General features: G+C 66.2%; 21 protein-coding genes, 1 tRNA gene and 1 pseudogene. 15 read left to right on the top strand and 8 right to left on the bottom strand.

Annotated features, from left to right (window positions below; genetic code table 11):
- Positions 1 to 18: 18 nt before the first annotated feature.
- From ON04_RS14555 to ON04_RS17140, 3 genes are all read left to right on the top strand, one after another.
- On the top strand, positions 19 to 891 hold the full coding sequence (locus ON04_RS14555) for a nucleoside triphosphate pyrophosphohydrolase (RefSeq protein ID WP_010542369.1): 873 nt from the start codon (positions 19 to 21) through the stop codon (positions 889 to 891).
- A gap of 302 nt (positions 892 to 1,193) precedes the next feature.
- Entirely contained in the window at positions 1,194 to 2,942 is a 1,749-nt protein-coding gene (locus tag ON04_RS14560) for a sodium:solute symporter family protein (RefSeq protein ID WP_010542370.1), read from the top strand.
- Between the two features lie 12 nt (positions 2,943 to 2,954).
- Positions 2,955 to 3,086, top strand: a complete 132-nt coding sequence (locus ON04_RS17140; RefSeq protein ID WP_010542371.1) for a putative transporter small subunit — start codon at positions 2,955 to 2,957, stop codon at positions 3,084 to 3,086.
- A 79-nt stretch (positions 3,087 to 3,165) separates the two neighbouring features.
- Here the strand turns inward: ON04_RS17140 and ON04_RS14570 are convergent, their stop codons facing one another.
- Together ON04_RS14570 and ON04_RS14575 are read right to left on the bottom strand one after the other, a co-directional pair.
- Positions 3,166 to 3,783: a CueP family metal-binding protein gene (locus tag ON04_RS14570; protein ID WP_010542372.1), complete on the bottom strand. Its 618-nt coding sequence runs from the start codon at positions 3,781 to 3,783 to the stop codon at positions 3,166 to 3,168.
- Positions 3,780 to 4,427 carry a DUF305 domain-containing protein gene (locus tag ON04_RS14575; protein WP_010542373.1) on the bottom strand — a complete coding sequence of 216 codons (648 nt, stop codon included), beginning with the start codon at positions 4,425 to 4,427 and terminating at the stop codon, positions 3,780 to 3,782. The genes ON04_RS14570 and ON04_RS14575 overlap by 4 nt, the downstream gene beginning before the upstream one ends.
- Before the next feature lie 184 nt (positions 4,428 to 4,611).
- Between ON04_RS14575 and ON04_RS14580 the strand changes: the two genes are divergently transcribed.
- Together ON04_RS14580 and ON04_RS14585 are read left to right on the top strand one after the other, a co-directional pair.
- Positions 4,612 to 5,304, top strand: a complete 693-nt coding sequence (locus ON04_RS14580; protein ID WP_029458558.1) for a response regulator — start codon at positions 4,612 to 4,614, stop codon at positions 5,302 to 5,304.
- Positions 5,301 to 6,419 carry a sensor histidine kinase gene (locus ON04_RS14585; RefSeq protein ID WP_010542375.1) on the top strand — a complete coding sequence of 373 codons (1,119 nt, stop codon included), beginning with the start codon at positions 5,301 to 5,303 and terminating at the stop codon, positions 6,417 to 6,419. The genes ON04_RS14580 and ON04_RS14585 overlap by 4 nt, the downstream gene beginning before the upstream one ends.
- Here the strand turns inward: ON04_RS14585 and ON04_RS14590 are convergent.
- The 5 genes and pseudogenes from ON04_RS14590 to cmtR all read right to left on the bottom strand — a co-directional run.
- Positions 6,388 to 7,032, bottom strand: coding sequence for a GNAT family N-acetyltransferase (locus ON04_RS14590; RefSeq protein ID WP_010542376.1), 645 nt, complete (start codon positions 7,030 to 7,032; stop codon positions 6,388 to 6,390). The genes ON04_RS14585 and ON04_RS14590 overlap by 32 nt on opposite strands.
- A gap of 18 nt (positions 7,033 to 7,050) precedes the next feature.
- Positions 7,051 to 7,491 carry a hypothetical protein gene (locus ON04_RS14595; RefSeq protein WP_010542377.1) on the bottom strand — a complete coding sequence of 147 codons (441 nt, stop codon included), beginning with the start codon at positions 7,489 to 7,491 and terminating at the stop codon, positions 7,051 to 7,053.
- Positions 7,488 to 8,144 carry a hypothetical protein gene (locus tag ON04_RS14600; protein WP_010542378.1) on the bottom strand — a complete coding sequence of 219 codons (657 nt, stop codon included), beginning with the start codon at positions 8,142 to 8,144 and terminating at the stop codon, positions 7,488 to 7,490. Before ON04_RS14600 ends, ON04_RS14595 begins: the two co-directional genes overlap by 4 nt.
- Positions 8,145 to 8,205: 61 nt before the next feature.
- Complete coding sequence (locus ON04_RS14605; protein WP_010542379.1) at positions 8,206 to 10,194, bottom strand: heavy metal translocating P-type ATPase; 1,989 nt, start codon at positions 10,192 to 10,194, stop codon at positions 8,206 to 8,208.
- Between the two features lie 92 nt (positions 10,195 to 10,286).
- Positions 10,287 to 10,613: pseudogene (cmtR, locus tag ON04_RS14610) on the bottom strand (Cd(II)/Pb(II)-sensing metalloregulatory transcriptional regulator CmtR); the annotation flags it as partial.
- Between the two features lie 225 nt (positions 10,614 to 10,838).
- On the opposite strand from cmtR, the gene ON04_RS14615 reads away from it, so the two are divergent.
- Entirely contained in the window at positions 10,839 to 11,588 is a 750-nt protein-coding gene (locus tag ON04_RS14615; RefSeq protein WP_029458560.1) for a lytic transglycosylase domain-containing protein, read from the top strand.
- Positions 11,589 to 11,632: 44 nt separating this feature from the next.
- Here ON04_RS14615 and ON04_RS14620 read toward each other — a convergent pair whose 3' ends face one another.
- Complete coding sequence (locus tag ON04_RS14620; protein ID WP_010542382.1) at positions 11,633 to 13,387, bottom strand: DEAD/DEAH box helicase family protein; 1,755 nt, start codon at positions 13,385 to 13,387, stop codon at positions 11,633 to 11,635.
- Between the two features lie 580 nt (positions 13,388 to 13,967).
- Here ON04_RS14620 and ON04_RS16560 point away from each other — a divergent pair.
- The 9 genes from ON04_RS16560 to ON04_RS14660 all read left to right on the top strand — a co-directional run bounded on the left by ON04_RS16560 (position 13,968) and on the right by ON04_RS14660 (position 23,748).
- Positions 13,968 to 14,459 carry a hypothetical protein gene (locus ON04_RS16560; protein WP_141564813.1) on the top strand — a complete coding sequence of 164 codons (492 nt, stop codon included), beginning with the start codon at positions 13,968 to 13,970 and terminating at the stop codon, positions 14,457 to 14,459.
- Positions 14,460 to 14,589: 130 nt separating this feature from the next.
- Positions 14,590 to 15,867, top strand: coding sequence for a phosphopyruvate hydratase (eno, locus tag ON04_RS14625; RefSeq protein ID WP_010542383.1), 1,278 nt, complete (start codon positions 14,590 to 14,592; stop codon positions 15,865 to 15,867).
- 59 nt (positions 15,868 to 15,926) lie between these two features.
- Entirely contained in the window at positions 15,927 to 16,706 is a 780-nt protein-coding gene (locus ON04_RS14630) for an FtsB family cell division protein (RefSeq protein ID WP_010542384.1), read from the top strand.
- Positions 16,672 to 17,259, top strand: a complete 588-nt coding sequence (locus tag ON04_RS14635) for a DUF501 domain-containing protein (RefSeq protein WP_050815377.1) — start codon at positions 16,672 to 16,674, stop codon at positions 17,257 to 17,259. The genes ON04_RS14630 and ON04_RS14635 overlap by 35 nt, the downstream gene beginning before the upstream one ends.
- Entirely contained in the window at positions 17,256 to 18,251 is a 996-nt protein-coding gene (locus tag ON04_RS14640; protein ID WP_010542386.1) for a Ppx/GppA phosphatase family protein, read from the top strand. The genes ON04_RS14635 and ON04_RS14640 overlap by 4 nt, the downstream gene beginning before the upstream one ends.
- A gap of 81 nt (positions 18,252 to 18,332) precedes the next feature.
- Positions 18,333 to 18,409: transfer RNA gene (locus ON04_RS14645), tRNA-Leu, on the top strand.
- A 131-nt stretch (positions 18,410 to 18,540) separates the two neighbouring features.
- Positions 18,541 to 21,810, top strand: coding sequence for a helicase-related protein (locus ON04_RS14650; RefSeq protein WP_010542387.1), 3,270 nt, complete (start codon positions 18,541 to 18,543; stop codon positions 21,808 to 21,810).
- On the top strand, positions 21,807 to 22,508 hold the full coding sequence (locus ON04_RS14655; RefSeq protein ID WP_010542388.1) for a DUF4391 domain-containing protein: 702 nt from the start codon (positions 21,807 to 21,809) through the stop codon (positions 22,506 to 22,508). Before ON04_RS14650 ends, ON04_RS14655 begins: the two co-directional genes overlap by 4 nt.
- Positions 22,509 to 22,530: 22 nt before the next feature.
- On the top strand, positions 22,531 to 23,748 hold the full coding sequence (locus ON04_RS14660) for a site-specific DNA-methyltransferase (RefSeq protein ID WP_010542389.1): 1,218 nt from the start codon (positions 22,531 to 22,533) through the stop codon (positions 23,746 to 23,748).
- Positions 23,749 to 23,750 lie beyond the last annotated feature (2 nt).

Raw genomic sequence — 23,750 nt, forward strand, 5'->3', positions numbered from 1 at the left:
GATTCCGAGCAAAGCCACTTGGGCGATGCAGGCGAAATCCTCTTCGCGGCGGGAGCGGGGGACGCGGGGGACGCGGGGGACGCGGGGGGCGCGGGGGCCGGTGCGGGAGCGAGCACCGACGGCGTGGGCGCACACCGCCGCGATCCGCTGAGTGAGGCGGTGGCGCTGATGGCTCGCATCCGCCGCGACGGGAAGTGGGAGGCCGCCCAGACCCATGCCTCGCTCCTGCCGTACCTGCTGGAGGAGTCCTGGGAGCTGGTGGACGCGGTGGCCGATGGCGACCGCGACGAACTGGTCTCCGAACTCGGTGACCTGCTCCTACAGGTGCTCTTCCATTCCGCGATCGGCGCTGAGCGTCCAGGTGACGCCTTTGACGTTCAGGACGTGGCGCAGGCGCTGCTCGACAAACTTCGCCGCCGCGCTCCCTACTGGTTTACCGATTCGGGCTCGGGCGACCTGGACGCCGCTGAACAGGATCGCCTCTGGCAGGAAGCCAAAGCCGCCGAACGCCGTGATGCCGAGCTCGCAGGTCGAGCTCGCCGCGGGGTGCTGGACGGGATCTCATGGGACCAGCCATCCCTCGCGCTCGGGCAGAAGGTGCTCGGCCGCGCGCGTTCCGCGGGGATCCCCGACGACCTGGTGCCCGACGAGATGCGACTGGTCCGCGTGGACCCGGTGGGCGTGTTCCATGAATCGGGCTCGGCCGAGGTCTCATACCGCCAGATCGTCCGCGCGTTCGCCGACCGGATCCGCACCGCGGAATCGCGGCTCAATTCACGAGCTGCCGACGCCGCTTCCGGCGCCCCCGCCGACACGGCACGCGCCGACGCCACGGACGCCACCACTGCCGCCGTCACGGCCGCCGCATGGCGTGCCGCCTGGCCCTCCTAAGACGTCTGTCTGGGGCCGTTCGGGCACAAATCACGCCGGAAATCGGGCGGAAAAGCTTAAAAAATCGCCGGCACCCTCTCCGGTGCAAGCCTGAGAAAGCGTCCTCGATAAGCGCCGCATCTCATCCCTCGATTTGGCTATTTCCTCCATTCTTACTGCGGTTATACGTCTGTGCGCTGGGCCAAAGCCTCGCCGCCGTTGGATGATCCGACAACAGGATCTGCCGTCACGATTCTCAGCTTCACGGGTGTCAGCACTATGCTTTGCTCGATGGTCTGACAAAAGAAGAGGGAAGGGGACAGATGGATTTGCTTGGGAATACCACCGCATTGAGCGCGACAGCTGTCGTGCTTCTACTGCTGCTTTTCTATGGCGGCACGATGGTCATGTCCATGCGTATCGCCCGCAAGGATGAGAACGCAGACAGTTACATGACCGCCGGTCACCAGATCGGATTCGGAATTTCGGCGGCGTCGATGACCGCCACGTGGATCTGGGCGTCGTCGATGTACGCGTCCGTGAACTCGGGATACCTCTATGGCGTCTCCGGGCCGATCCACTACGGGCTCTGGGGTGCCCTGATGATTCTGTTCATCTACCCCTTCGGTAAACGAATTCGAAAGGTCGCACCTCAGGCGCACACGCTCGCAGAGGTCATGTTCGCCCGCCACGGCCGGTCGTCCCAGCTCATGCTGGCCGGATCCAATATCCTCGGTTCCGTCATCTCTCTGACGTCGAACCTCATCGCCGGTGGCGCGCTGATCTCCATGCTGAGCCCGTTCAGCTTCATCCAGGGCGTCCTCGTGATTGCCGCTGGAGTGCTGATGTACACCCTGTGGTCCGGCTTCCGCGCGTCCGTGCTCACGGACTTCGCGCAGGTGGTCGCCATGCTCGGCGCGGTGGTCATCATCGTGCCCGCGATGTTCTTCTTCCTGGGCGGCACCGAGCTGTTCGCTTCCGGCGCGGAGAACCTGACGCCGCAGCAGCAGTCGTTCTTCTCCTCGGACGCGTTCCTCAACCAGGGGGCGCCGTACATCGTGGCGGTGCTGGCGTACGCGATCGGTAACCAGACCATCGCGCAGCGCCTGTTCGCGGTGCGCGAGGACCTCATCAAGCCGACGTTCATCACCGCGACCATCGGTTACGGCGCCACCATCATCGGCATCGGCATGGTCGGCGTGCTCGCGCTCTACGCCGGAATCGAGCCAATCGGTGGAGACCCGAACAACGTCCTGCCGCAGGTCGCGGCCGAGTACCTGCCCGCAGGCCTCGTGGCGGTGTTCTTCATCATGATCATCGGTTCGCTCTCGTCGACCGCCGACTCCGACCTGGCAGCCATGTCCTCGATCGCGATGTCGGATATCTACGGCCAGGGCATGCGTGGCCGCGGACGGCTGCCAGATCCGCGCGTCATGCTCACCATCGGCCGGATCACCATGATCCTGGCGATCGTGGCGGCGCTGATCTTCGCCAACATCCAGTTCAACATCCTGGATCTGCTGGTCTTTGTGGGTGCCCTGTGGGGCGCGCTCGTGTTCCCCGTGATCGCGAGTTTCTACTGGAAGAAGGTCACCAACATGGCCTTCACCGTCTCGGTGCTCGCGGCACTGGCCGTGTTCCTGCCGACCCGCTTCGACCTCATGCCGGACACCGGTGTGGTGCCGTGGATCCTCGAGGCACTGGCCGTCGTGGGTGTGGGCGTGGCGCTCGGCCTGATGACGTTCGGCTTCTTCGGCCTGCGCCCAGCGCTGGTCATCGGCACAGTCGGTGCGCTCGCTAGTGCGCCGTTCGTCTTTGACTTCCTGCGCGACTACAACACCCTGACCGCCTCGCTCATCGCGTACGCCGTGAGCACCCTGGTCTGCTCCGCGATGTCGTTCCGTAGCTCCATGGACTTCGACTTCGACAAGATCGCCAAGCGCACCGAGGACTACGACACCGACGAGGTCGCCGAAGAGCTCGCGGAGGAAGAAGCCGAGGCCGCCTCTGTGGCCGCCGGTAAGAAGTCCAACGACGACGACGATGACGACGACAACGTCGTCCGCGTCTAGGAAAGGACACTCATGTCACCGATCCTGCTCACCATCTATGTGCTGATCTGGCCGGTTATCGTGGCCGGCGTTCTCACCGTGCTCGTCCGCGGTTTCGTCAAGGAGGCTCTTGAGGCGAGAGAAGAAGGCGTGCCGATCATCTAGTCGGTGTTCAGCCATATTCAGCAGTTCGGCCCCCCGCGGGATTCGTCTCGCGGGGGGCCGAACTGTTCGCGTGCTCAGATCAGGTCAGGCGCATCGTGGTGAGGCAGGTCAGGTCGTCCTCGCCGGTGCTGACGGGCGAGGTTGCTTCGCCGCCGTCGTAGCGAATCGTGAGCGTGCCGGTGGTGTCACGAGGCAGCCACAGCCCGACGAACCCGTTGTCAAAGGTCGTCCGGGTGTCGTCGAGCACCACCTGCCCGGTCTGGTCGTCGGTGACTGTGACCTCGACGTCCTGCTGGGACAACTCGCCCCGGCAGGTGGTCAGGCTGTGGAAGACGCAGTCGTGGGTCTGCTCCCGATAAGGGGCGACGGAGAGGTAGAACTCGTCGTCGGGCATCGGCAGTGTCGTCGTCGTCTCCCCGGTTCTATCGGAAGGATCGGTGAGGACCAGCTCGTCCGGCTGGACCGAAGCCAGCAGGTCGGCTGGGCGGTCGGCGACGGGCTGGGCGTCGAGTCGATCAATGATCTGCCGGGCATCGAGGCCGGTGAGCCCGTGCTGGTCCAGCGGCGACCCCTCGGTCTCCGGCGGGGTAGCGGGCGAGCTGCAGGCAGCCACCACGAATGCGCTGCCGAGCAACGCGGTCGCGAGGGCGCCGCGCCGGGTGAGAGCGCTGCGCCGGGCGGTGACGGTGGGGGTCACAGCGAGTTCAGCATGTCGCGCATCTCATCGATCTCCTGCTGTTGGGTGGTGATGATGGTGTGCGCCATGTCGATCGCGGGCTGGTAGGTGCCGTCGGCGACCTCGTCTTCTGCCATGGTCACGGCGCCCTCGTGGTGGGCGATCATCTGCTCCATGAAGATCCGTGCCGCGTCGGTCCCCTGGGCGTCTCGGAGCTGCTGGAGTTCGTCGTCGGAGAGCATGCCCTCCATCGTCGACATGTCATGCCCCCCACCGTCGTCCTGCGGTTCGACGGGCTCTCCCCACTGCTCGAGCCAGTCGGTCAGTTGCTGAATCTCCGGGCCCTGGGCGGCCTGGATCTCCTCGGCCAGCGCCACCACGTCGGCGGGGATGTCGTCCTTGCTCAGAATGATGTCGCTCATCTCGATCGCCTGCTCATGGTGCGGCATCATCATCTGGGCGAACATCACGTCGGCCTCCGAATGCTCGGAGGAGCTGGCCTCGGCCTTGCCGTCGGTGCCGTCATGCGTAGCGGTGGCCGACGAGGACTGCGTGGTCTCGGGGGCCCCATTGGCCGGCTCGGAGGTGTCGTTGCCGCCGCACGCGGAGAGAGCGAGAACCGTGACGGCCGTTGCCGCGGTGAGGATGAGCTTGGTGTGGGTCATCGAGGAAGTCCTTCTGACGGGGTTCTGGTGACTGTCTCCGTCCATCGTGCCCGCGAGGGTCGTGTAATCACATGAAGGTCGTATGAAGATTCGGTCAAGACGACCGCCGGGGGAAGGACCGCTCGGCTACGGGGCGATGATGGTCGGCATGTCTTCTGTGTCCCGCTCCGCCGGGCTGCGCGCGATGGTGATCGACGACGAGGAGCCGCTGGCCGATCTGGTGGGCTCGTACCTCGAGCGCGACGGCTTCGAGGTCACCACCACCGGCGACGGTGCGGAGGCGGTGGCCCTCGCGAGCCGCATCGATCCGGACGTGATCGTGCTGGACCTGGGGCTGCCCGGCCTTGACGGGGTGGAGGTGTGCAGGCGGATCCGAACCCACTCGGACGCCTACATCGTGATGCTCACGGCGCGCACCGACGAGGTGGACATGCTGATCGGTTTGTCGGTGGGCGCCGATGACTACATGACCAAGCCGTTCAGCCCACGCGAGTTGATGGCCAGGATCCAGGCGATGCTCCGCCGGCCCCGGACGGGCGCCGCCCACGCCGGGAGTGCTCCGGCGGGCGGCGAGCGACGGGTCTGTGGAGATCTGGAGATCGATGTAGCCGGTCGCGACGTGGAGGTGGCCGGGGAGACGGTGGCCCTGACGCGGACCGAGTTCGATCTCCTCGCGGCGCTCTCGCGGGAGCCGGGCGTCGTGTTCAGCCGCGGACAGTTGATCGCGGACGTGTGGGGCCCGAACTGGGTGGGGGATGACCACCTCGTCGACGTCCATATCGGACACCTGCGCCGCAAGCTCGGAGACGACGCAACTGTGGGCCGCTACATCCGCACCGTCCGGGGCGTCGGATACCGGATGGGCGACGGGTCATGACGGTGCGACCGCCCGCGGCGGGCTGGAGCTTCGGCACCCGACTCCTGCTCGCGATGTCGGGCCTGATCGTGGGATGCGCCGCCAGTGCGTGGCTGGTGGCGTCGGCGCTGGCCCCAGGGATCTTCCACGACCATCTGGGCCAGGCCGGCATCGATGAGAATTCGGAACAGGCGGCTCACGTCGAGGAGGCGTTCACGGCCTCGATCATCGCGGCGTGGGGGCTGGCCGTGGCGGTAGCGGTGATTCTGGCTCTGCTCACCAGCTGGTACCTCACCCGCCGCGTGCAGCGTTCCGTTGGTGCGGTGACGTCCTTGACCGCAGAGATCGCCGGCGGACGATATGGCACACGCGTGCCGGGCCCGGGCCTGGGGCGGGAGTTCGATGAACTGGCGGTGAGCGTCAACGAACTGGCCCGTCGGCTCGAGGCCACTGACGCCACCCGGCGCCGGATGCTCGCCGACCTGGGGCATGAGATGCGTACCCCACTGGCCACCATCGATTCGTATCTCGAGGCGCTGGACGACGGCGTCCGCGAGTTCGACGACACCACCGCGAGCGTGCTCTGGGCCGCGACTCGTCGATTGGAGAGGTTGGCGGCGGACATCGTCGCGGTGTCGGATGCCGAGGAGCACCTGACCAGGCTCCATCCGGTCCGGACGACGGTGGCGTCAGTGATCGGGACGGCTGTTGATGCGGTGCGCGAGCAGTTCGGGGACAAAGGCGTGGACCTGGAGGTGGGCGCCGTGACGGCGCGGGAGATCACTGTGGATGTGGACCGGATCGGTCAGGCTCTGGGCAATCTCCTCGACAACGCGCTCGGGCACACTCCCGCGGGAGGTCGGGTCACGGTGGACGCGGTGGAGCGTGAGTCCGGGATGGCCGCGATCAGCGTGACCGATTCCGGGGAGGGCATTGCCGCCGAACACCTGGATCACGTTTTTGACCGGTTCTACCGTGCCGATGCCGCGCGGGGCCGCGAAGCGGGCGGGAGTGGCATCGGCCTGTCGATCACCCGGGCACTCGTCGAGGCTCACGGGGGCCGGGTTGAGGCCAGTAGTCAGGGACCGGGGCGAGGGGCGCGGTTCACGATCGAGCTGCCGGGCGGCGGATCATGATGGTCGAGGACTGCCCCGGCTGGGTGGGCACCTGCGCGACCGCCTCGAAGCCGAAGCGTTCGTAGAGCCTGCGGCTGCCGGGGGTGGTGGACTCCAGCGCGGTCGGCGGCGTGAGGGCGGCCATGCCTGCCGGGTGTGTACCCCCGGGAGCAGTGGCGGCGTCGATCTCGGCGAGCCGGTGCGTGAGGAGGGCCGAGCCGACGCCTTTGCCGCGGGCCTGAGGGCTGGCGGCGACATCGTGGATGTACCAGTGGGGCTCGAGCGGCCGGTGCTTCTCCACGGCGAGCGTGTGCGCGATTCCCTGGCGGCCGGGTAGTCGGCTGACCAGGCGGCGGGCGATGCGCGAGCCGGATCGAAGGATCGCTGCGACGGTCGACTTCTTGTGCGGCGCCTCCCACATCAGGGCGCCCACGATGCGTCCGTGGTCGACAGCCACGTCCGCGAGCTCGGGATGCTTGCGCACCCGGCGGCGATAATGCGCATTCAGCTTTGCCGGCCGGGTGGAGGCGTCGGGGTAGTACACGGACCAGGTGGGGTCGTCGCGGAACGCCTGGGCCATCAACTGCCCGACGAGGTCGGCATCGGAGGACACTGCGGGCCGGATCGTCACCATGGCGCCCAGCTTAGGCCGTTAATTCAGCGTGCTGAGGAGCGCCAGCCCCGCTGCGCCGCACGCGGCCGCGACCAGCAGTGAGGTGAGTGTGCCGATGATGAACCGCTCGCTCACGGCAGGGTTCTCGCGGATCTCCGGATAGCGACCGAGGGCCTTGATCGCCACCACCACCGCGGCCAGTTCGAAGCGGCCCGCGAGGATCGCCGCGGTGAGGCCCACTCGTTCGAGGATCCCGATCCACATCCCGCCCCGCAGTACCTCGCGCACGTGCGGCTCGGAGTTCTCGCGCCGCTGCACCACGGGAGTGCGCGCGTCACCGGTCACCTCGACGCTCGGGGGTTCGGGCACGCGCGCCGACCGCAGGACGAGCGAGGCCAGCGGTGAGCCGAGGCCCGCGGACACGGCCAGTGAGAGCACCACCACCAGCGTCGCGAGGATCCAGTCGGGCCAGCTGCTCATCGGTGTGCCTCCGCGTCGGAAGTGGCGTTGTCGGAGGCGGCCGCGGAAGTAGCGGCGTGCGCGCCCGCGAGCAGTCGGTCGAGGGCGGGGTAGGCGGCGCGCTCCTCCCGGATCCGGGACAGTTTGAGCGAGCCGGCGACGGAGGTGGGCGTGATCCCCAGTTCCTCGGCGGCGGCAGCCTGGGTGGGGGAGCGGTCGACGGCGTCCACGGCCCGCCACTGCGCCTCGGTCCGGTCCAGCACGAGCGGAGCGGCCAGCGCCCAGACGGCCTCGCAATCGGCTGCCCATCCCACCGCGACTTCACCGGCATCCAGCGGGACGCGGACGGCGACCGAGCCCGTCATCGACTTGGCTGCCTCTACCGCCTCGCGCGCGGCAAGGTATGCGGGCCCGCGCCCAGCACGTGTGCCGGTGGAATAGGAGTCGTCGTCGACATCCCCCACGCCCACACCGCAGTGCCATTCCCCTTGGCGGAGCGCCACGAGCAGGGCCGCGCGGACGGCGGCGGGGTCGTCGAGTAATCCCTGTACCTCGTCGCCGGCGGTGCGCTCGAAGCCGGAGACGCCCGGGATTTCGGCCAGGGCGTCGAGGAGCTCGGGCACGCGGTCCTTTGAGGCTCGGCTGTGTCGCTGGTCGATCGTCAGCACGTACATGAGGCGATCGTGCCACACCCCGCCGACATGAGCTGAATATGCCTCATATCCAAATATGAGCCTATATCGCCTCATTGAGCTGGGTGAGGTCACTTCGCCTCACGGTGTCCGCCGAGCGTCGCAGGTCGCCGGGGACCGAGATCGCGCGAACCGATGGAGTCCGCGCGGCACGCAAGCCGTTGAGGATCACCACCACCTCGGCCAGCTCGTGCACCAGCACGACAGCAGCCAGGCCGAGCACGCCGGTGAGGGCGAGCGGCACGAGCACGGTGATGAGCAGCAGTGAGAGCACCACGTTCTGGCCGATGATCCGCCCGCCCCGACGCGCGTGGTCGAGGGCCCGCGGCAGCAGCCGGAGGTCCGTGCCGGTGAACGCCACGTCCGCCGATTCAATGGCCGCGTCCGACCCGGCGGCGCCCATCGCGATCCCCACATCGGCGGCGGCCAGGGCGGGGGCGTCGTTGATGCCGTCGCCGATCATCGCGGTCGGCCGCCGCGCGGACAGTTCCGTGACGGCGCGCGCCTTCTCGGCGGGGGAGAGGTCGGCGCGGACGTCAGCGATGCCGGCCTGCGCGCCCAGTGCGGCCGCGGTGCGGGAGTTGTCGCCGGTCAGCATGGTCACGCCGACGCCGTGGGCTTCCAAGGTGTCGACGACGACGAGGACCTCCGGCCGCAGCTCGTCGCGGACTCCGATGGCGCCGATCGGCAGACGGTCACGGTGCACCATGACCACGGTCATCCCCTCGTGCTCCATGGCGGTGACCCGGTCGGCGAACGCCCCGGGGTCAAGCCATCGGGGGCTGCCCACGGTGATGGCGTGGCCGTTGACGATCCCGCTGATGCCCTGGCCGGCCGATTCCGTGACCTGGTCCGCGTCCGGGGCGTGCTGGGCCGCGGCGGTGATGGCGGCGGCCAGCGGGTGGGTGCTTCCCTGCTCGAGCGCGGCAGCAAAGGAGAGGATCTCTGATTCGGAGGCATCCGGACCCGCGAGAACACCGACGACGGTCGGCGCGTTGCTGGTCAGGGTTCCGGTCTTGTCCACGGCGAGGTGGCGGATGCTCCCGAGTCGCTCGAAGGCGGCGCCCGACTTGATCACCACACCCAGCCGGCTCGCGGCCCCGATGGCGGAGACCACCGTGACCGGCACGGAGATCGCCAGCGCGCACGGCGATGCCGCCACCAGCACGACCAGCGCGCGGGTGATCCACAGTTCCGGATCGCCGAGCAGGGCGCCGAGCGCTGCGACGAGGACCGCGAGCACCAGGACTCCCGGCACGAGCGGCTGCGCGATGCGATCGGCGAGCCGGGCCTTGTCGCCCTTCTCCGTCTGCGCCTTGACGACCAATTCAACGATCGTGGTGAGCGAGTTGTCGGTGCCGGGCGCGGTGGTGGTGACCTCGAGCAGGCCGGAGGTGTTGATGGACCCCGCCAGTACGCGGTCGCCCGGGGCCACCTCAACGGGGATCGACTCGCCGGTCACGGCCGAGGTGTCGAGGCTGCTGTGGCCGGAGGCGACCACCCCGTCGGTCGCGACCCGCTCGCCCGCGCGCACGACCAGGGTCTGGCCGGGCAGCAGTTCGGCGGCGGGGATTTCGACCAGGTCGCGTCCCCGGCGGAGGGTGGCGGTGTCCGGGACCAGTCGCAGCAGGGAGCGCAGCCCGGTGCGGGCGCGGTCCATTGCCCTGTCCTCCAGGGCTTCGGCGATCGAGTAGAGGAACGCCAGCGCCGCGGCCTCCTCGATGTGCCCCAGGGCCACGGCGCCCGCGGCGCTGATCGTCATGAGGAGCCCGATGCCCAGTCGGCCGCGGGTGAACAGGGCCCGCAGCGCGCCGGGGACGAATGTCGATCCGCCGAGGAGCAGACCCGCCCAGAACAGCAGCAGGGCGGCCGTGTCTGCGTTCTGCCACAGGCAGATCAGCCCCGCGACAAACGCGACACCGGACATAACGGGCACCAGGACGTTCAGGTCGCGCCACCACGGCTGGGATTCGCCCGCGTGGAGGCCGCCCTCCGCAGTCGGTTCGGGGGCGCCGCAGCATTCCGCGCTCATGCGCTTTGCTCCACGGCGGCGCCTTCGATCGGTGCGGGGCCGTCGTTTGGTGCGGCGACCACCGTCAGCGACTGCTCCGGTGCCGGGTTGCAGACGTGGCAACCGGGCTCGATGCAGGGCGCCGCACTGTTCACCGCGAGCGTGACATCCATCAGCGCGGTTAGGGCGGCCTTGAGATGCGGGTCGGCGATCTCGTAGCGCATCTGCCGTCCCTCGGGGTGCGCCACGACGATCCCGCAGTCCCGCAGGCAGCTCAGATGATTGGAGACATTCGACCGGGTGAGCTCGAGCTCGTGGGCGAGGTCTCCCGGGTAGCGGGCGTCGTCGAGCAGGCGGAGCAGGATGCGGGATCGGGTGGGGTCGGCCATCGCCCGGCCCAGCCGATGCATGACTTCGAGGCGACTCACTTGCGTCAGCATGTACTGAACAATACAGCCCCCGCTGAACAGTCTGCACCCGCGCCTGTACGCCCGTCACGAATCCGCGGCCGTCGATGAACTCGCGCCGCCGCCGCGGTACGCGCGCGAGTTCATCGTGGGTGGCAGATTCTGGGCGGGACTGTTCGTGGCGGCGACCTCGCGTCTCTGGATGCCAGGGGATGCCCTGACACGGCGCTCCGGCTGGTTCGGGCAGACTTGAGCGCGATGTCCACTCGAAACTTCCGCGCCAACGCGTGTCTTGCGGGTCTAGCTGCGATGGCGGCGGTGTTGTCGTCGTGCTCCTACGGGCCCACACGCGAGGCGTCACCCCAGATCCCACCCGGCATCCCGCCCGGCGTGGGCGCGCCCGTGCCTGCCGTGAATATCAACGAGCCCGGCCGCACCTCCGACCAGCTCCGCCCGTGGGCGCAGGTCATCAACGAGCAGATGAACATCCCGCAGGCCGCGCTGGCCGCGTACGGCAACGCCGCTGAGACCATGCGGCAGACTCAGCCCGAGTGCAACCTCGCCTGGACCACGCTCGCCGGGATCGGGCATGTGGAGACCCGTCACGGTCGGTACGGGGGATCCACCCTGAACGACGACGGCTACGCGCTTCCTCCGATCATCGGGGTCAAGCTGGACGGAACGCCCGGTTTCGCGGACATCCCGGACACCGACGGCGGCGAGCTGGACGGCGATACCGAGCACGACCGGGCCGTGGGGCCCATGCAGTTCATTCCCGAGTCGTGGGCGAAGTTCGGGCGCGATGCCAACGGCGACGGGCGGGCCGACCCCAACCAGATCGACGACGCCGCCATCGCTGCCGCCCGCCTGCTGTGTTCGGTCGGCGGGGATCTCTCGGAGGCGGAGAACTGGCAGCGCGCGATCCTCGCCTACAACGCGTCGCGGGAGTACGTCATGGACGTGCGGGATGCTGCGGCGGCGTACTCGATCGGCACAACGGCGCCGTGAGGTCGGAGGGCTCTAATGATGGAGGGCTTTAGTGTCGGAGGGCTCTAGTTGAGGCCATCTGCCAGTCGAACGGCGGGGATCCAGTCGATACCGAACACCCGGGCCACCTCGGAGAAGGTGGAGGCGTCTGCATCAGTGCTTGTCGCCGAGGCGATCAGTCGCGAGAGCATCACCGTCCCCGCCCGCTCCTCGATCGTGCCGGCTGCCGCCAGGAGCGACCAGGAGCACAGCTGATGATCCCGGTGTGCGCGTCCCATCGTCTGCTCGGCCAGCAGCCCCGAGTAGCGGGCCTGATGGAAGAAGCCTCTGCGGGGGGTGGCGGTCGCGAACGAGCCGTCGGCGAACTGCTCACGGGCGTGCAGGTTGATCGCGGTGGGGGTGTTGAACACCACCACCGGTGCCTCGCCCCGCTGGAACCGCATTCGCTCGGACTCGGCCTGGGGGTTCGAGCCGTAGATCCGAGCGACCGGGACGCCCTCGGCCTCGAGCATCTCGGCCACCGGGTGCGCGGCCGTGGACACCATCTCGGTGGCGATCAGCACCTGGTAACCGCGCTCGAGTTCAGCTTTGGCCGCCGCGACCGTGTGCTCGACCCGGATCATCGATGCCTTCTGGCGCAGCCGCACCAACGCAGCAAGTCCGCGGGCGACGTTGTTGCCCGTCCGGGCCAGCTGCATCTCGCGTTGGAAGTCGCCCCACTCCAGCTCGTAGGCCCGCCACTGGTCCGGGGTCAGCTCCACCAGGTCCACGTCAAACGGAGGCGGCCCCCATGGCGCAGACCGGGTGAGCAGCAGCGGCGGATCGTGGCGCAGCAGGATGTCGCGCACGTCGCTGATGGCGGACTGCTGGACCTGCAGTGACTCCTTGGCCTCCGCGGTCCACGTCCACTTGCCGTAGGAGGTCTCCAGCGGCACGCCCCGCTCGGCCAGGGCCCGCCCGAAGTCCGCCCACCTGGAAGGCGGGTCGTCGTGTACCTGCGCGTACAGCGACGACAAATACCCCCATTCACCTGGATGGTGGCCCGGGGTGGCGGTGATTGTCAGTACGAACGGGGCCTTCTCGTGCGGTGAGTCCATGCGGGTCAGCCGCCGCATGTAGCTGGTGCGTTTGCTGGTGAACCGGAACTGGTGGGCCTCGTCGATGACCGCCACATCGACCTTGAGGCGCGGGCGTCCGTTCCGGGCCATGAGTTTGCCGAGGCTGTCCGACGACATGATGATCCAGCGCAGATCGTCGTCACCGAGGGCGGCGATGGTGCGCCGCCACGACGGGATGGTGATGCGCGCCGGCCGGTCCACCGTCACCAAGATCGTGTGTGCGCCGCGCAATTCGGCGATGGCCTTGGCCGCGGCCACCGCCACCAGGGTCTTGCCGGTGCCCACATCGTTGGCCAGGTGGACCTGCCGGAATCGCTGCTCGGCGGCCTCGACGATCGCGTCCACGTCCGCGCGCTGCTCCGAACGAAGCGTCATCGGTGCGGCGGTCGCTCCCGGGCCCGCGCTGCCGTTGAGCTCGTCTTCCAGCCACCGCAGGTAGGAGTACGGCTTGCTGGCGTAAGGCTCCAATTGGCTCGGCAGGGTGGTGCCGACGTAGGCGTGCGCGGTGAGCGACTTGTAGTAGGTCACCCCGGCCGGTGTCCCGCCGCCCAGTCCTCCCCACGGGAGCTCCAGCAGCCACACCCGCTGGCCGGGAGGGATCGTAGGGACCGCCGGCGCCGCGCTGGGCTTCTTGGCCGACTTGGCTCGGGTGGAGCTGGTCTTGCGCTTCTTGGTTGTCGAGCGTGAGGACCGGGTCGCCATCAGATGTTTGCCCCGTTGTGGGCGGCGATGACGACGAGTGAGTCCACAGCGTTCTCCTGATCCTGGCGGGGTCGGGCTCACTCTAGGGGTCGGGTACGTCACCGACGGACTCCGCTGGTACCTGCGAACGACGACAACGTCCCGCCGCGCCCAATTCGCTGGCCGTACCCCGGTTCGGATTGATCGCAGACCCTCCCGGGGCACTCGGGATTGGCACAATTTGCCGACCGTGGTGGTGAGTGTTCCGACACGGAAGGTTGTCTTGGGCCAGCAGTAACACGAGCTGGTCGATCAGCGGGTGGCATCCGGGTGATACCAGAATGCGAGCGAAGTCCTACGCGACGGGCTTCGACTGATCAAGCGGCGCGTCGATGGGGACGCCGCCAGGCTGGCCGCGCTAAGCGCAGCTGCCGATCGCGGGTGGGTTGACGTGGCGGAGGGGCGCTACGTCGACGATGCGGACCTTGACGACGCTATCGCGGACATCGGCGCACAAGTCGTCCGGCGTCGGAAAATTTCGCTGTTTGGTACGTCAGCGATGCTCCGGGCTGGTGTCGTACCACTCAGTTAGCCTCGGCTTATGTCGACAGTTATCGCTGCGGTTATCAGTGCAGCCACTGCGTTCTCCGTTGCTTTAATCTCGTCCTCCCGGAAAGCTCCAGAAGATCGAATCATCGCGCTTCGTGAGGTGATCGAGAAAGCTTCCCCCTCCGAATGGCAGGCTAAGACGATTTTGGCGGCGATTGATAGGGAGTACGAGCGAATTGAATCTCCCGACTATTCTTCATGGCTGCTGGTATGGGCAGTCTTGGGTGCAGTCGGGTTGGGATTCTTCTCGCTGGTTTCGCAGGCCTACCCATCAGAGGGACTGGGAAGAGTGGTTCCGATCGCCGGTTTCGTTTTCATGGGGATCTTCGTCTTGATTCTTGTAGCGGTCATCCTCCAAGAGTTCTGGCGGACACAGAGATGGTGGCGCGCACGCAAGATCAACGGACGGCAACTGAGAGGTGCGGCCGGAGACGACGAGGCAAAATCAGCAGGTTCGTGCGAATTGTCGACGTCCGCAGACTGAGAGGCAGCCCATCCCGGCCCAGCCTCGGCCTGCCCCGTAGACAGACGTGGAACAATGGCCCCCGGTGCCGCCGTCTGAGTGTGGTGCCGCCTCACCACGCAGATTCCAAGAACTTCCCCTAGGAGTACAGATGGCGCTTATCGAGCAGGTCGGAGCCCGGGAGATCCTCGATTCGCGAGGCAACCCCACCGTGGAGGTGGAGGTGCTTCTGGACGACGGCTCGTTCGGCCGCGCCGCGGTGCCCTCGGGTGCGTCCACGGGCGCCCACGAAGCTGTGGAGCTGCGCGACGAGGACGAGCGTTACCTCGGCAAGGGCGTGACCAAGGCAGTGGAGGCCGTGCTCGACGTGCTGGCGCCGGCCGTGATCGGCATCCCCGCCGAGGACCAGCGTGTGGTGGACGAGGCCCTCCTGGACGCGGACGGCACGCCCAACAAGGCGAACGTCGGCGCCAATGCGGTGCTGGGGGTCTCGCTGGCCGTGGCCCGCGCTGCCGCCGAGTCGTCCGGTCTGGAGCTGTACCGGTTCATCGGTGGCGCCAACGCGCACGTCCTGCCGGTGCCGATGATGAACATCCTCAACGGTGGCGCTCACGCGGACTCGGGCGTCGACGTGCAGGAGTTCATGATCGCTCCGATTGGCGCCCCGACCTTCCGCGAGGCGCTGCGGATGGGCACCGAGGTGTACCACCACCTCAAGGCCGTCCTCAAGGAGAAGGGCCTGTCCACGGGCCTGGGCGACGAGGGCGGGTTCGCGCCGTCGGTCGACTCCACCAAGGCCGCGCTCGACGTGATCGTGGAGGCCATCAAGAAGGCCGGCTACGAGCTGGGCACCGACGTCGCCCTGGCGCTGGACGTGGCGGCCACCGAGTTCTTCAAGGACGGCAAGTACCACTTCGAGGGCAAGCAGCTCTCCGCCGCCGAGATGGCCGACGTCTACGCCGAGCTGGTGGAGAAGTACGCCCTGGTCTCGATCGAGGACCCGCTCGACGAGGACGACTGGGACGGCTGGAAGACCCTCACCGACATGATCGGCGACAAGGTCCAGCTGGTGGGCGACGACCTGTTTGTCACCAATCCGCAGCGTCTGGCCGACGGCATCTCCCAGGGCCTGGCCAACTCGCTGCTGGTCAAGGTCAACCAGATCGGCACCCTCACAGAGACGCTGGACGCCGTGGACCTGGCGCACCGCAACCGCTACACCACCATGATGAGCCACCGCTCGGGCGAGACCGAGGACACGACCATCGCCGACCTGGCCGTGGCCTGCAACTGTGGCCAGATCAAGACGGGCGCCCCGGCGCGCTCGGAGCGGGTGGCCAAGTACAACCAGCTGCTGCGCATCGAGGAGATGCTCGGCGACGCTGCCCGCTACGCCGGCGCCGGAGCGTTCCCGCGCTTTACGGCCTGACCCGGCCCAGGCGGTAGCACGAGCAGTTTCGTCGGATAGGACAGTCGAGAGGAGGGCTGATGGCCCGCCCACCACGCCCCTCGGATCGTCGGGGTGACGGACGCGATCGCGCGTCGTCCCGGCGGCCCGGGGAGGCGTCGGGTCCCATCCGCCGCCGCGCCGAGCGACGCACACGCACCGAGCAGTCCGCCGACCAGGCCCGCCGGTCCACGCCGCAGCGGCGCACGCCGTCCCGCGAACGGGATCGGCCCGTGCCGGCGTCTGCCCGGTCCGGCCGGGTGGGTTCCACGGCGCATCCGGAGGCGCACCGGCTCACCACGCGCACTGACCTGTCCGACACTCTGCTGGGGCCGCGGAACTACACGCCCCGGCGAATCGGTCTCCTCGCCGTCGTCGCCATCATCTTGCTGGTCACGGTGTCGTTCCCGTTGCGCAACCACTACCAGTTCCTCGGCGACGAGAAGGCGGTGGCGCAGGAGCGGGCCGCGTTGGAGGCGACGATCGCCGAGCTGGAGACCGAGGAGAAGCTGCTCTCGGATCCGGCGTACATCGAGCAACAGGCGCGGATCCGCTTTGGCGCGGTGAAGCCGGGGGAGACCCCGTACCGGGTGAGCCCGGTGGATCCGGTGGAGGAGGCGGCAGCCGAGAAGCGTGCCGCTGAGATCGCCGCGATGCCGTGGCAGACCCGCGTGTGGAACTCCATCTCCGTGCCCGCGGACCCAGTCTTTCCGGAGGAGTCGACCGTTCTGGACGGCACGTCCATCCCCGGCGGCCCCGACACCCCGCCCGTCCCCGTGGAGGGGGATGCGGTGCCCCAGCAACCACAGGAGAACCCCTAGCGTGAGCGCTGATCAGAGCGTGTCCCAAGCCGACCTCGACGCGATCGCGGTCCAGCTGGGCCGGCCGCCGCGGGGCGTGCTGGAGGTGTCCTACCGCAGCCCCGACGGCCAGCCCGGGGTCGTGATGACCGCGCCGCGGCTGGACGACGGCACCCCGTTCCCGACGCTGTACTACCTCACCGATCCGCGGCTCACCGCCGAGGCGAGTCGGCAGGAATCTGCCGGGATCATGAGGGGGATGACGACGAGGTTGTCGCGCGAGCCCGAGTTGGCTGCCAACTACCGGCAGGCGCATGAGCGGTTCCTGGCCAAGCGGAACCAGATCGAGGACCTGGGCACGGACTTCTCCGGGGGCGGCATGCCCGAGAGGGTGAAGTGCCTGCACGTGCTCATGGCGTACGCGCTGGCCGAGGGGCCGGGCGTGGTGTGGCTGGGCGACGAGTCCGTGGCGCTTGCCTGCGAGGCCGGGCTGCGGGGCAATGCCTTGCCCGCCGACTGGCCGACACCCGAGGAGCTGGGCGTGCCCGACTACATCGCGATGGATCAGCAGTGAGCGCCGCCGTGCGTGGGGCACCTGTTCGTGTGGGGGCGGTGGATTGCGGCACCAACTCGATCCGCCTGCTCGTGGCCGAGGGCGTGCCCGGTGAGGCCGGGCTAGTGGACGTCACCCGCGAGATGCGGATCATCCGACTGGGCGAGGGCGTGGACGCGACGGGGCAGTTGTTCGAAGGGGCGATCGCGCGGTGTCGCACCGCGCTGACGGACTACACGGCGACCATGGCGGACCTCGGCGTGCAGTCGGTGCGGATGGTCGCCACCTCCGCCACCCGCGATGCCAAGAACAAAGACCAGTTCTTCGGCATGACCGCCGAGGTGCTGGGTCAGCACTTCCCGGGCGCGCAAGCGGAGGTGATCTCGGGCCAGACCGAGGCGGAGCTAACCTTCGCCGGCGGGGTGTCCGACCTGTCGCCAGCCGACGGGCCGTTTGTGGTGACCGACCTCGGCGGAGGCTCCACGGAGATCGTGGTGGGGGAGCTGGTCGACGGGCAGGCGAGGCTGCTGGGTGCGCGCAGTACGAACGTGGGCTGTGTCCGCATCACCGAGCGAACGCTGCATTCGGATCCGCCGACTGATGATGAGATCGCCAATGCTCGCGCGGCGATCGCGGAGGAGTTCGCCGGTGTCGGCGAGTTGCCGCTGGGATTGGCTTCGCGGTGGGTCGGGGTGGCCGGCACGTTTACGACGTTGTCGGCGTTGGCGCAGGGGATGAGCGAGTACGACCCGGAGCGCATCCACAACTCGGTGGTCACCGTGGACCAGCTGCGCGAGGTGTGCGACCGGGTGGTGGCCGCCCCGGCCGGCGAACGCAGGGCGATGGGCCCGATGCACCCTGGCCGCGTGGACGTGATCGGGGGCGGGGCGCTGGTCGCCTCGGCGCTGTGTGATGTGATGGCAGAGCGGGCCGGGATCGGTGAGATCACGGTCAGCGAGAAGGATATTCTGGACGGGATCGCGATGTCGGTACTGGCTCGTTTGGCCCGATGACGAAGCGACTCCTGGCGCACTGCGCGCCACCAGGCCCCGCTATGGCGGGGCCGACAGGCTCACAGCACGTGTGGGCCGCAAGCCCCCATAGCCCAATTGGCAGAGGCGAACGGCTTAAAACCGTTTCAGTGTCGGTTCGAGTCCGACTGGGGGCACCATTCGCCAACAATCGTTCTACAACCACTATTCGCAGAACCCCACGACCCTAGACGAATGTCCATTAAGGTAACTTAAGTTCTGACTCCGAGATGGCGGAGTGCGGCAAGTTTCGAGTTAGCGTAGGGATGCCGTGCGAATTATCGACAATGTCAACGACCTTCTAGGCGACGTCCTCAAGGCTGAGATCACTCCCGGTTCGAAGGTCCGCATCGCGGCCTCGACGTTCTCGATATTCGCTTTTGAGGCGCTACGCACGGAGTTAGACCAGGTCAGTGGCCTGGAGTTCATCTTCACTTCGCCGTCGTTTGTGACCTCGAAGGTCACCGACAAGCTTCGCAAAGAGCGCCGGGAGTTCTTCATCCCCAGCGCCGCTCGGGGCGAGTCCAGCCTGGCGGGCTCTGAGTTTGAGATCCGTCTGCGCAATAAGCTCAACCAACGGGCGATTGCGCGGGAGTGCGCCGACTGGGTGCGGCGCAAGGTGAGCTTCCGATCGAACTCGACCGGTAACCCCATGCAGCAGTTCGCGATGGTCGACGAGCGGGCCGCCTACATGCCGCTGCAGGGCTTCACAACCGCAGATTTGGGTTATGAGCGAGGCAACGCGGTCTCCAACATGGTCCACCGTGTCGACGACGCGCCAATGACGGCGCAGTACGTCGCGCTCTTCGACCAGATCTGGACCAACCCGGCGCAGCTCGATGACGTCACCGACGCGGTCCACGAACACATCGCCAGCGTGTACGCCGAGAATTCGCCAGCACGGATTTACTTCCTCATCCTCTATAACCTGTTTGCCGAGTTCCTCGACGAAATTAACGAGGACGTCTTGCCCAATGACCGCACGGGCTATCAGGAGACTCAGGTCTGGAAGAGCCTCTACAACTTCCAGCGTGACGCCGCCACCGGCATCATCAACAAGCTCGAGACCTATAACGGCTGCATCCTCGCCGACAGCGTCGGCTTGGGCAAGACGTTTACCGCGCTGGCGGTGATCAAGTACTACGAGCTGCGCAACAAGTCCGTTTTGGTCTTGGCGCCGAAGAAGCTCGCGGAGAACTGGACGAACTACAACGCCAATCTCACCACTAACATTTTCGCTAGCGACCGGTTTAACTACGACGTCCTCGCGCACACCGATCTCTCCAGAAAGCGAGGGGAATCACTGGGGATTCGGCTCGATCGGCTCAACTGGGGCAACTACGACCTTGTGGTGATCGACGAGTCGCATAACTTCCGCAACGCCGACTATGCCTATGAAAAGGAATCGCGATACCAGCGGCTCATGAGACAGGTGATCCGCGAGGGAGTAAAGACTAAGGTACTCATGCTGTCGGCGACCCCGGTCAATAACCGCTTCAACGACCTGAAGAACCAACTTCAGCTCGCCTACGAAGGCGAGTCGGAGAACCTCGCCCAGCATCTGAGCTTGTCGACGACGATCGAGAAGGTCTTCACTAACGCTCAGCGGGTTTTCAACGACTGGTCGAAGCTGTCGCCTAAGGACAGAACGACGGATCAGATCCTCAGGATGCTCGATTTCGACTTCTTCGAACTGCTGGATTCGGTAACAATCGCGCGGTCACGCAAACACATCCAGGCGTTCTATGACACCAGCGAGATCGGGGCATTCCCAGATCGCTTGCCGCCGCTTTCGATTCGTGAGCCGTTGACGGATCTACCTGGGGTCGCGACGTTCAACGAGATCTTCGACCAGATCCAGGCGCTCACTCTGGCGGTTTACACGCCGATGGCCTACGTGTTTCCGAGTCGCCTTGGCAAGTACGAGGAGCTTTACGACGTCAAGGGCGGGACCGCCCGCTCCAACTTGGGTCAGCGCGGCCGTGAGCAGGGACTGAAGCAGCTCATGACGGTGAACTTGCTCAAGCGTCTGGAGAGCTCGGTGGAAGCCTTCCGCCTCACCCTGACCAAGATCGAATCTGGCGTCGACCAGACCTTGGGGCGCTTGGAGTCTCACGCTGGAGCGGTCAGCGAGGTGGAGGCAGGCTTCGCCAGCTTCGATCTGGATGTTGATGATGAGGACGACGCCAACCTCGAGGAGCTCACATTCGGGCAGAAGATCAAGATCGATCCGGACGATATCGACATCGAGTCCTGGCGCCGTGACCTGTGGAACGACCGCGAGACGTTGCGTGAACTCCTCGCAGAGATGCAGAAGGTCACCTCGGCACATGATCTAAAGCTCCAGCGGTTGAAGGCGCTCGTCACGCACAAGGCGCAGCACCCCATCAACCCAGGAAATCGCAAGGTCTTGGTCTTCTCGGCGTTCGCCGACACCGCAGAGTACCTTTATCAACAACTCGCTCCCGCCTTCCGCGAGGTTGGGCTGGAGAGCGCGATAATCACTGGTGGCGGGCACGCGGCCAAGACCACGCTAGGCACAGGTCATGACTTCCAGCAGGTGATGACCTTGTTCTCGCCGCGGTCAAAGCAGCGGCACCTCACGATGTCGACGGCGATCGGCGAGATCGATGTGTTGATCGGCACCGACGTTATCAGTGAAGGACAGAACCTCCAGGACTGCGATTACTTGGTCAACTACGACATTCACTGGAACCCGGTGCGGATCATCCAGCGCTTCGGCCGAGTGGACCGCATCGGTTCGATTAACGCCCAGATTCAGCTCGTCAACTTCTGGCCCGATATCTCGCTGGATGAGTACATCAACCTGAAGGAGCGCGTCGAGAACCGCATGGTCATTGCCGACCTCGCGGCCGTCGGCGACGACAACATCCTCGACCCGGCGAGCGCGGATGCGGCGTACCGTACGGAGCAGCTGCGCAAACTCCAGGACGAGGTGATCGAACTTGAGGACGTCCGTTCTGGCGTCTCCATCACCGACCTCGGCCTAAACGACTTCCGGATGGACTTGCTCGGATTCGTCAAGGAGCACGGCGAACTCGAAGCGTCGCCCAAGGGGTTGCACGCCGTGGTGCCGGCTGACCCGTCCAAGGGGCTACGTCCGGGAGTAATTTTCGCCCTGCACAACCTAAGCGGGGAGGAGAGCGCCCACCGGGGCAACCGGCTACACCCGCACTATCTGGTCTACCTCGGCGACGACGGTCGCATCTTGGCCGATCACACTGAGGTCAAGGGCCTGCTTAACTTGCTCCGCGCTGGATGCCGGCCCCACGACGAGCCGGTCCCTGCGGTCACTCGCGTGTTCAACGCGGCCACCGGCGAGGGTTCGGAAATGGGCGCATACTCCGAACTTCTTACGGCAGCGATCCGGTCGATGGTTGAGGTCACCGACGAGCAAGATCTCGACAGCCTATTCACCGATGGCGGGACGACGGCGCTTGCCCAGACGATTAGTGGACTCGACGACTTCGAACTGATCGCTTTCATCGCGGTTGTGGATCCGGGAGAGGGCGCCGAGTGACGGTCCTTTTCTACCGCTGGCCGGCAGCGGCGAAGTTCGGCCGTACGGTCCCCAAGGCGAAGTTCTACGAACAGTCCACCATCGGGGCTGCGGTCAAGCACGCGTTCGTTTCCGACGTTCGCAGGATCACGTGGGCCTACAAACTAGCCGAGTCGACAATAAACCTGCCAGGCAGCGCCGAAGTGCCCGAGATCCAGGTTTTCGAGATCGACGCCAAAGTCGACGATGTTGCGGAAAACGTACTCGCCACAATCGACAGAGCGGTGCGAACACCGATCATTTTTGAGATCCGGCGGAACGAAGGCGCGCGGGAAGAGATACAGATGGTCGCCGCACACAAGGAGCTCGGAAAAGGTGCACCGAAGGTGGGCCTCTATTTTCGCACGGAGTGGCTCCCCGCAGACACCGAGCGAGCGTCCCTGCCCACAGCCATCGACTTGACGAGTCTGTACACCGCTTTGCTCCAGCCGCTCACCCCCGTGGAGAGCCACGCGGGCGATAGGGTGTCGGACGTCGTCGCCAGACTGAGCACAGTTCGGAAACTCGAGCGCGAGATCGCAGCGCTCGAACGCAGACTTCGCAATGAACCGCAACTTAACCGCAAAGTCGCGCTGCGGCGAAGCTTGCGAGCCAGACAAGCCGACCTGGCCGGACTCACCAGCGCCACTACCAGGCCCGCTGCGGGCAATACGAACTGAGGACCACGTGGAGAAGCCCCGAATGACGTCACCGGACCTGACGGTGGAAAAGATCGTTAAGATCGGCGAACTGTTCCCGAGCGTTATCACCGAGTCCGTCGACGCCGACGGCAATTTGGTGAGGGCTGTCGACTTCGACCTCCTTCGACAGGAGCTGTCTGACCACGTCGTGGAGGGCCCACAGGAGCGCTACCAACTCGACTGGCCTGGGAAGCGCGCCTCGGCTTTCGCCGCAAATGCGCCGATCGCCAAGACCCTGCGACCGGTACGAGAAGAGTCTGTGAATTTTGACGCGACGAAGAACCTATTCGTCGAGGGCGACAACCTCGACGCGCTGAAGCTGCTCCAAGAGTCGTATCTCGGCAAGGTCAAGCTCATCTATATCGACCCTCCTTACAACACGGGCAATGACTTCGTCTATAGCGACCGGTTCGCTTCAACTTCGTCTGACTACTTGAGAGAGTCCGGTCAGCACGACGTGGACGGCGCGCGTCTGGTTGCGAACCCAGAGGCCAACGGGCGCTTCCATTCGGACTGGCTCAGTATGATGTACCCGCGGCTCCGCTTAGCGCGCAACCTTCTCTCTAACGATGGTTTTCTTGTCGTCAGCATCGACGACGGCGAGGTTGCGAACCTTCGCAGCCTGTGCAGCGAGATTTTCGGTGAGGCGAACTTTGTTTGCACCATCATGTGGCGCCGTAAGCGCGAGACCTCGAATGATTCGAAGAACGTTGCCATTCAGGGGGAGTACTTGGTCGTGTTCTCCCGCTCGCCCGAGTCAGCCTTCTTCCTTGAGCCATTGTCGGAGGCGTACGTCGAGTCCGCGTACCGCGATCCGACGGCGCAGTTCCCCGATGGCAAGTGGCGTGGAGTGCCCATCACGGTGTCGAAAGGTTTGAGAGGTGGTGGATATGAGTACGTCGTGACGAGTCCTACGGGAAACTCCGTAACGCGAACGTGGGCTTATCCTCCGGCTGGCTTCGAGCGGCTGGCTGAGTCGGGGCGAATTTACTGGGGCATGGATGGTTCCGCCGTACCGCAACGGGTCATGTATGCCCACGAAAGCCAAGGCCAACCGACGACGAACTATTGGCACTCCACGAGTTCAAACAAGGAAGGTAAGAAGGTAATTATCGATCTTTTTGGTGAAGCGGTGTTCGATACTGCCAAGCCTCTCGCTTTGATTCAGCGTATCCTGCGGCTCGCAACGGGTCCCGACGACCTAGTGGTCCGCATTTGAAG

Source organism: Dietzia alimentaria 72 (assembly GCF_000226215.1).
GTDB classification, from domain to species: Bacteria; Actinomycetota; Actinomycetes; order Mycobacteriales; family Mycobacteriaceae; genus Dietzia; species Dietzia alimentaria.